This window comes from Paenibacillus sp. J22TS3 (assembly GCF_018403205.1).
Lineage (GTDB): Bacteria > Bacillota > Bacilli > Paenibacillales > Paenibacillaceae > Fontibacillus > Fontibacillus tuaregi.
In genome coordinates this window covers 205,038-211,717 of record NZ_BOSF01000005.1, presented here as the reverse complement: position 1 = coordinate 211,717, position 6,680 = coordinate 205,038, and the positions used below count along the sequence as shown (strand labels likewise).

Here is a 6,680-nt window from a genome sequence, read left to right as displayed (position 1 = left end):
GACTGGAGGAGAGGATAAATTGAGCAACTTACAAGCTGAGCACGATGTAAGTAATGACATTGCCATCATCAGTATGGTGTGCCGATTTCCAGGAGTAGAATCTGTCGAGCAATATTGGGAGCTCCTCGCCAGGGGAGTGGATGCACTTCAGCTTGAGCCTACGGCATCTGATGATCCCGGAGTAGAGCCGCTGAGCCGGCTCTCCGGCTCCTCGCCTATCCGTGTAAATACTGCGCTTGAGAACACAGCCCGCTTTGATGCCTCTTTCTTTAAGGTGACGGCGAAGGAAGCGGAAATTATGGACCCTCAGCATCGGCTGTTCCTGGAAAGCGCCTGGGAAGCGGTTGAGAAGGCGGGGTACAATGCACTTGAATATGACGGATTAATGGGATTGTTTGCAGGCGTAAGCTCCAGCACATATTTGATTAATCATCTGCTCGGGGCCCGGGATAAGGAAGAGGCGGTCAGTGATCTGCAGCTTATGATTGGCAACGATAAGGACCATATGACCAGTCAGGTTGCTTACAGGCTGAATATCCGGGGGCCTGTCGTCGCGGTTCAAACCTCCTGTTCGACTTCCCTGGTGGCCACTCATCTTGCCTGTGAAAGTCTGTTAAGCGGACAATGCGATATGGCTCTGGCAGGGGGAGTAACTATTAAATACCCTCAAGTACCAGGGTATGTTCATCAGCAAGGTGGATTAACCTCCTCGGACGGTCTTCTCAAAGCATTTGATACTGAGGCTACAGGGACGGTGTACAGCAATGGTCTGGGCATAGTCGTGCTGAAACGGCTGGAAGACGCCCTGCGGGACAGGGATACCATTCATGCGGTCATTAAGGGCTCGGCTATAAACAGTGACGGCGCGAATCGAATTGGTTATGCCGCTCCAGGAGTTGACGGTCAAGCAGCCGTCATTTCCGAAGCGCTAAATATCGCGCAGATTCCTCCTCAGGCTATCTCCTATATCGAAGCTCATGGAAGCGGCACGCCGCTGGGAGATGATATTGAGCTTGAAGCCTTATCCCGGGCCTTCGCTTCTGTACAGAAGACTCAATTCTGCGCAATTGGTTCTGCCAAGACCAATGTGGGCCATGTTGAGATGGCGTCCGGGATGGCCGGGCTGATCAAAACCGTGTTGGCGTTGAAACACCGTCAGATCCCGGCCAGTCTTCATTTCGAAACTCCAAATCCCAGATTGGAGGAGCCGGGTTGTCCATTTTACGTGAACAACATGCTCAGCGATTGGGATGCGGGCGACTACGGACGAATCGCCGGTGTAAGCTCGTTTGGCCTTGGCGGGATCAACGCACATATTGTCCTTGCTGAAGCGCCACAGCCTCAGATGCTGGTGGAGGAGAACGATAAAGCGGACTGCGAGCTTCTGGTGATATCCGCTAAAACACGACAGGCATTGAGCCGGATGTGCACTAACCTGGACCGGTATTTAGAGGATTATCCCGGAGCAAATCTCAAGGACCTTGCTTACACACTAAAAACTGGCCGGGCTGTATTTGACTATCGGGCTGCGATTGTTTTCCGGGACAAGGAGAATTTGCAGCAGCAGCTTCGCACTATGAATCTGGATCATGCAGCCAAGCGCGGCCCGGCATCGAAGGAGAAGGTAAGCTTTCATTTCTCATCCATGCCTGGTCTGTCCATGAAAGCGGCAGCGGATTTATATGGGCATAGTCCTAAGTTTCGGCAAATTATTGGGGACCTCTCCCTTGTGATTCGAGAGAAGTATCCTTTTGATCTCAAGGCCGCCATCCAATCAGGTCATGCTGTAAACACACCGTTAACTGAAAAACTGACCTCCTGGGGAATCCAGACCGCACTCGCCCGCCTGTTTATAGAATGGGGGATCGAACCGTCAGGCATGTCCGGAGAGGGAGTTGGCTATTGGGCAGCCCAGTCGCTTAGCGGAAGAAACAGCATTCCCCGCGTCCTGGAGCAGTTGATTCAGTCGGGGGAACATGACGAAGATCAGCCTTTGCAGATCAGCCCTTCCAGCATTGAACCGGGCTTTGTGCTCGAATTTGGCTGCCCGGAAACAAATGGTTCTGGCAAATTAGCTGATTTATCGGAGGATGGGCCGGGTTGGGTGCATACACAGCTGGCCATCCTTTGGGTCGCTGGCATCTGTCCGGATTGGCGGAGCTATTATGCTCATGAGCCAAGATCTAAGCTGCAGCTGCCGACATACCCGTTTGAGCGCGAGACCTATTGGATTGGGCCTCTAAGTTCAAGTAAGGATTCTACGAAGAGTACGGGTCTCTCACAGCAAGACGTAAAGGATTACCGGGAATATATCAAAAACGTTTGGGAGAGCTCGCTTGGAGTTGAAATTACCCATTTGGGGGAAACGTTCTTTGAGCTTGGAGGACATTCTCTGCTGGCCACTCAGATTCTATTTATGCTTAACAAAACGCTAGGCACAGAGATTACAATGCAGCAATTTTTCGATCATCCAACTGTCGAGGAGCTTGCCGTCCTGGTTGAGCACCAGGTCAAAACTGGACTGGGATTGTACACGGATCTTCCGGAAGTCGAGAACAAGCTCGCCGAAAGATTTGATCCGTTTCCTCTCACTGATGTGCAGAAAGCCTACTGGATCGGACGTTCGGCAGACCTAGATTTGGGGAATGTCTCAACCCATATGTATTTCGAAAACGACATGCCCGATCTGGATATCGCAAAGTTTGAGATGGTTATCAATCAAATGGTTGAACGCCACGAAATGCTGAGAGCTGTGATGCTTCCGAACGGGCAACAGCAGATTCTGCCTATAGTTCCTAAATACCGGGTTCGGAACTATGATATGCGGCTGGCTTCAGAGGAGGTTAAGATCAGCCATATAGAGTCCCTGCGGGAAGAAATGTCGCATCAGATGATAGACTGTTACAATTGGCCATTATTTGATATCAGGGCGACGGCTCTCCCAGGGGGTATGGTCCGGCTTCACATCAGTGTGGACCTGCTCATCGCCGATGCATGGAGCCTGGAACTGCTGATTCGGGATATCTCAACGGCTTATCTTAATCCCTCTACTGATTTGCGGCCCCTTGAGTTATCGTTCAGAGATTATGTACTGGCATGTGAGCAGATCGAGCACACCGACTTGTTCCGCCGGTCCGAGGCTTATTGGCTGGAGCGTCTTCCTGACTTGCCAATGGGACCTCAGCTTGAGCTTGTGAAAGACCCGGCACAGATTGAGAAGCCGGAATTCAGAAGAAGACGGCATACGCTAACCCAGGCTCACTGGCAGCAATTGAAAAAGCGGGCCGAAGGCCATGGAATTACACCAACGGTCATTCTCCTGTCGGCTTTTGCCGAGATTATCACCACCTGGAGCCGTAAATCGCATTTCTCTCTGAACTTGACTTTGTTCAACCGGCTGCCCCTTCATCCGGAAGTAACCGAGGTGATCGGGGATTTCACGTCACTTACATTGCTTGAGATCGACAATCGGCAGTTGGCCCCGTTCATTCAAAGAGCGATTCGTCATCAGCAGCAGCTTCTTCGGGATATGGATCACCGATATTTCAGCGGTGTCCGGGTAACCCGTGAACTGCTCGCAAGAAGCAAAGAGCCGTCCAAAGCTATCGTGCCGATCATTTTCACAAGTATTCTCAATCAGGGCGATAACTCTCAGGAAGAAGTAGCTTCTGCTCTCGCATCTGCTCCCGCCGCCAACCAGGAGGAACGATACAGTGTATCCCAGACTCCGCAGGTTTGGTTGGATCATCAGGTCATGGAACGAGGCGGTGAGCTGCATCTCAACTGGGATGCTGTGGAAGAGCTGTTTCCGCAGGGAATGCTGGATGAGATGTTTGCTGCATATTGCCTTCTACTAGAGCTGCTTGCGACATCAGATGAGGTATGGAATCTGCCGCTTCCGCTCAGTGATCGGGCCGCTGCATATTTACCTCACCGTGAGCAGCTGAGTAAGGTTAATGCCTACCACGATGCGGACAGCCCTTCCGAAACGGCCAAACGGCCAAGCTCACTGCTTAGCTGCTATCACGGCCATGTCCAAACCCGACCGCAGGCGGTTGCGATTCTCACACCGGAACGCGAGCTGACCTATGCCGAGCTGAATGATTATGCCAACTATGTAGCCGGCAAGCTCTTGGGCTTAGGGGTCAAACCGGGGGAACCTGTAGCTGTTGTGATGACTAAGGGATGGGAGCAGGTAGCGGCCGTTATCGGCATCTTGAAAGCCAAAGCTGCTTATTTACCGGTTGATGCATCCCTTCCACCAGCCAGAATTGCAGAGCTGCTTCGCTTGGGCGAAGTTAGGGCCGCCGTTGTACAACCGGACACCAACCAGGCAGAATGGCCAAATCTGCAGACAGTTCCTTTAACTACCGGATGTGTTCCTGAAGGAGCTTATGGAGAGATAGACAACGAAGCCGAAACGCGGCTCGCCTATATTATCTATACCTCTGGCAGCACCGGGGTACCTAAGGGAGTTATGATTGATCACCGCGGAGCAGTCAATACCATCGAAGCGATGATTCATAAATTTGGAATCGGGCGTGACGATGTCATGTTGAGCTTATCTTCCTTAAGCTTTGATTTGTCCGTGTTTGACATTTTTGGCATGCTGTCGGCTGGTGGCGCGATTGTGCTGCCAGATAAGGATCGTCTTAAAGATCCTTCACATTGGCTGGAATTGATGGCCAAGACAGGGGTTACTGTATGGAATACGGTTCCTGCCCTGATGAATATGCTCACTGAATATTGCAAGGATATGGACACCGCGCCTCTTAGCCCGTTACGGCTGGTTCTGCTGAGCGGCGACTGGATTCCGCTCGGCTTGCCGGACGCAATCCAACGGCTGAATGAGCGTACACATATCATTTCGCTGGGCGGTGCTACAGAAGCCTCCATCTGGTCCATCTATTATCCGGTTGAACTTGTTCACCCGGAATGGTCCAGCATTCCTTATGGCAAATCCCTTCAGAGTCAGAGGGTATACGTCCTGAATGAACGAATGGAGGAGTGCCCCGTTGGCGTGTGCGGAGAACTGTGGATCGGCGGTATGGGCGTAGCCATGGGCTACTGGAAGGATGAGGCACGGACGAAGGAACGCTTTATCCGCCACCCGCTCACGAGTGAAAGACTATATCGAACCGGGGACAAGGGACGGTATGCCAAGGACGGAAATATCGAGTTTTTGGGCCGGGATGATCTGCAGATCAAAGTCAGGGGACACCGGATAGAACTTGGTGAAATTGAGGCCTCATTAAAAGCCCATCCTTTTGTACAGGATGCGGTGGTTGTCGCCCGGGGGGAAGGAGACCGCAAACGCTTATCCGCCTATGTGAAGGTGGATCGCGAACAAGCCTATGGAGTGGCTGGACTGGAAGGAGAAGAGCTGATTACGGACTCAGTAGAACGCATGGTGTTCAAATTAAGCGAACCCGCTCTACGCAAAGATCTCGGGGGAAGCCGCTACCGTCTGTACAGCTCAGATGACCCGGAGCAATCGATCGCTCCTTATCTACGTCGGCGCAGCTACCGTCAATTCAAGAGCGAGCCTATCCCGCATGAGAGTTTTGGCAAATTTGTGGCCCACTTGGCAGGACGCACATTTGAGGGACTGCCATTCCCTAAATTTCAGTACGGTTCCGCGGGAGGGTTGTATCCGGTTCAGGTTTATTTCTATCTGAAGCCAAATGCGGTGGAATCCCTGCCATGCGGGCTCTATTACTACGACCGGCGGCAGCACCAGCTTGTTCTGATGGAAGAAAATCCGCAAATGGATCATTTCATCCACTCTCCGGCGAACCGCCCCATCTTTGATGCTTCGGCATTTAGCGTATTCCTGATCGGAAGCATGGAGGCCATCGCCCCTATGTATGGGGAGAAGGAAGGGCTTGGCTATGCGATGATGGAGGCCGGGATTATATCACAGCTTTTGGAAGAGAAGGGCCCGGAACACGGAATTGGTCTAAGCCAGATGGGCACATTGGGGTTTGATATGATTCGTCCGCTGTTCCGTCTGCGCGCAAGCGACGTGTATCTGCACTGCCTGCTCGGAGGAGGAATTGAGCCAAGCCAGATGACTCTGGAAGGGCAAGTCGAGGAGATGAATTTGTATTCTTCGAGCAAGGGTGAGCATAAGGTGAGCAAACCCGATATAGGGAAAGCCGTGACGGCGTATTTGAAGGAACGGCTGCCTGCTTATATGATTCCGGCAGACGTGGTTGAGCTGGAGACATTCCCGTTAACCCCAAATGGAAAAGTAGACCGTAAAGCGATTGCATCGTCGGCTGCATCCGAACCGGAAGCGCCTGAGACAACACCAGTTCCATCCGAGGAGGAACAGCTTCCTGGAATGCTTGTGATTCAATCGGACATTATTGAGGCATGGAGACAGGCGCTTGATAGAAATGAAATCAGCATTCATGATAATTTCTTTGATCTTGGGGGCGACTCGGTATCTATGGTAGCTGTATACCGCGAGCTCCAAAGCAAATATGGGTCCCGCCTGACGATGGTCGAGTTGTTCCGGTATACAACCATCAAGGACTTGACGGAGTTTCTGTATCAAGATGCAGACGGGGAACAAGGGAATGAACGGCAGGAGGCTGAGGCGGAGCGTGCGAACTCGCGAAGAAGCGCCATGCAGCAGTTTGCTGGAAAGAGGGGCTCATCAAGATAAGCTTGGT

At 52.0% G+C, this 6,680-nt stretch carries 1 protein-coding gene; it reads left to right on the top strand.

Translation table 11 applies throughout. The features are described 5' to 3' along the window. Nucleotides 1–19: 19 nt before the first annotated feature. Nucleotides 20–6,673 carry a non-ribosomal peptide synthetase gene (locus KJS63_RS17320; protein ID WP_213620258.1) on the top strand — a complete coding sequence of 2,218 codons (6,654 nt, stop codon included), beginning with the start codon at nucleotides 20–22 and terminating at the stop codon, nucleotides 6,671–6,673. Nucleotides 6,674–6,680: the final 7 nt, after the last annotated feature.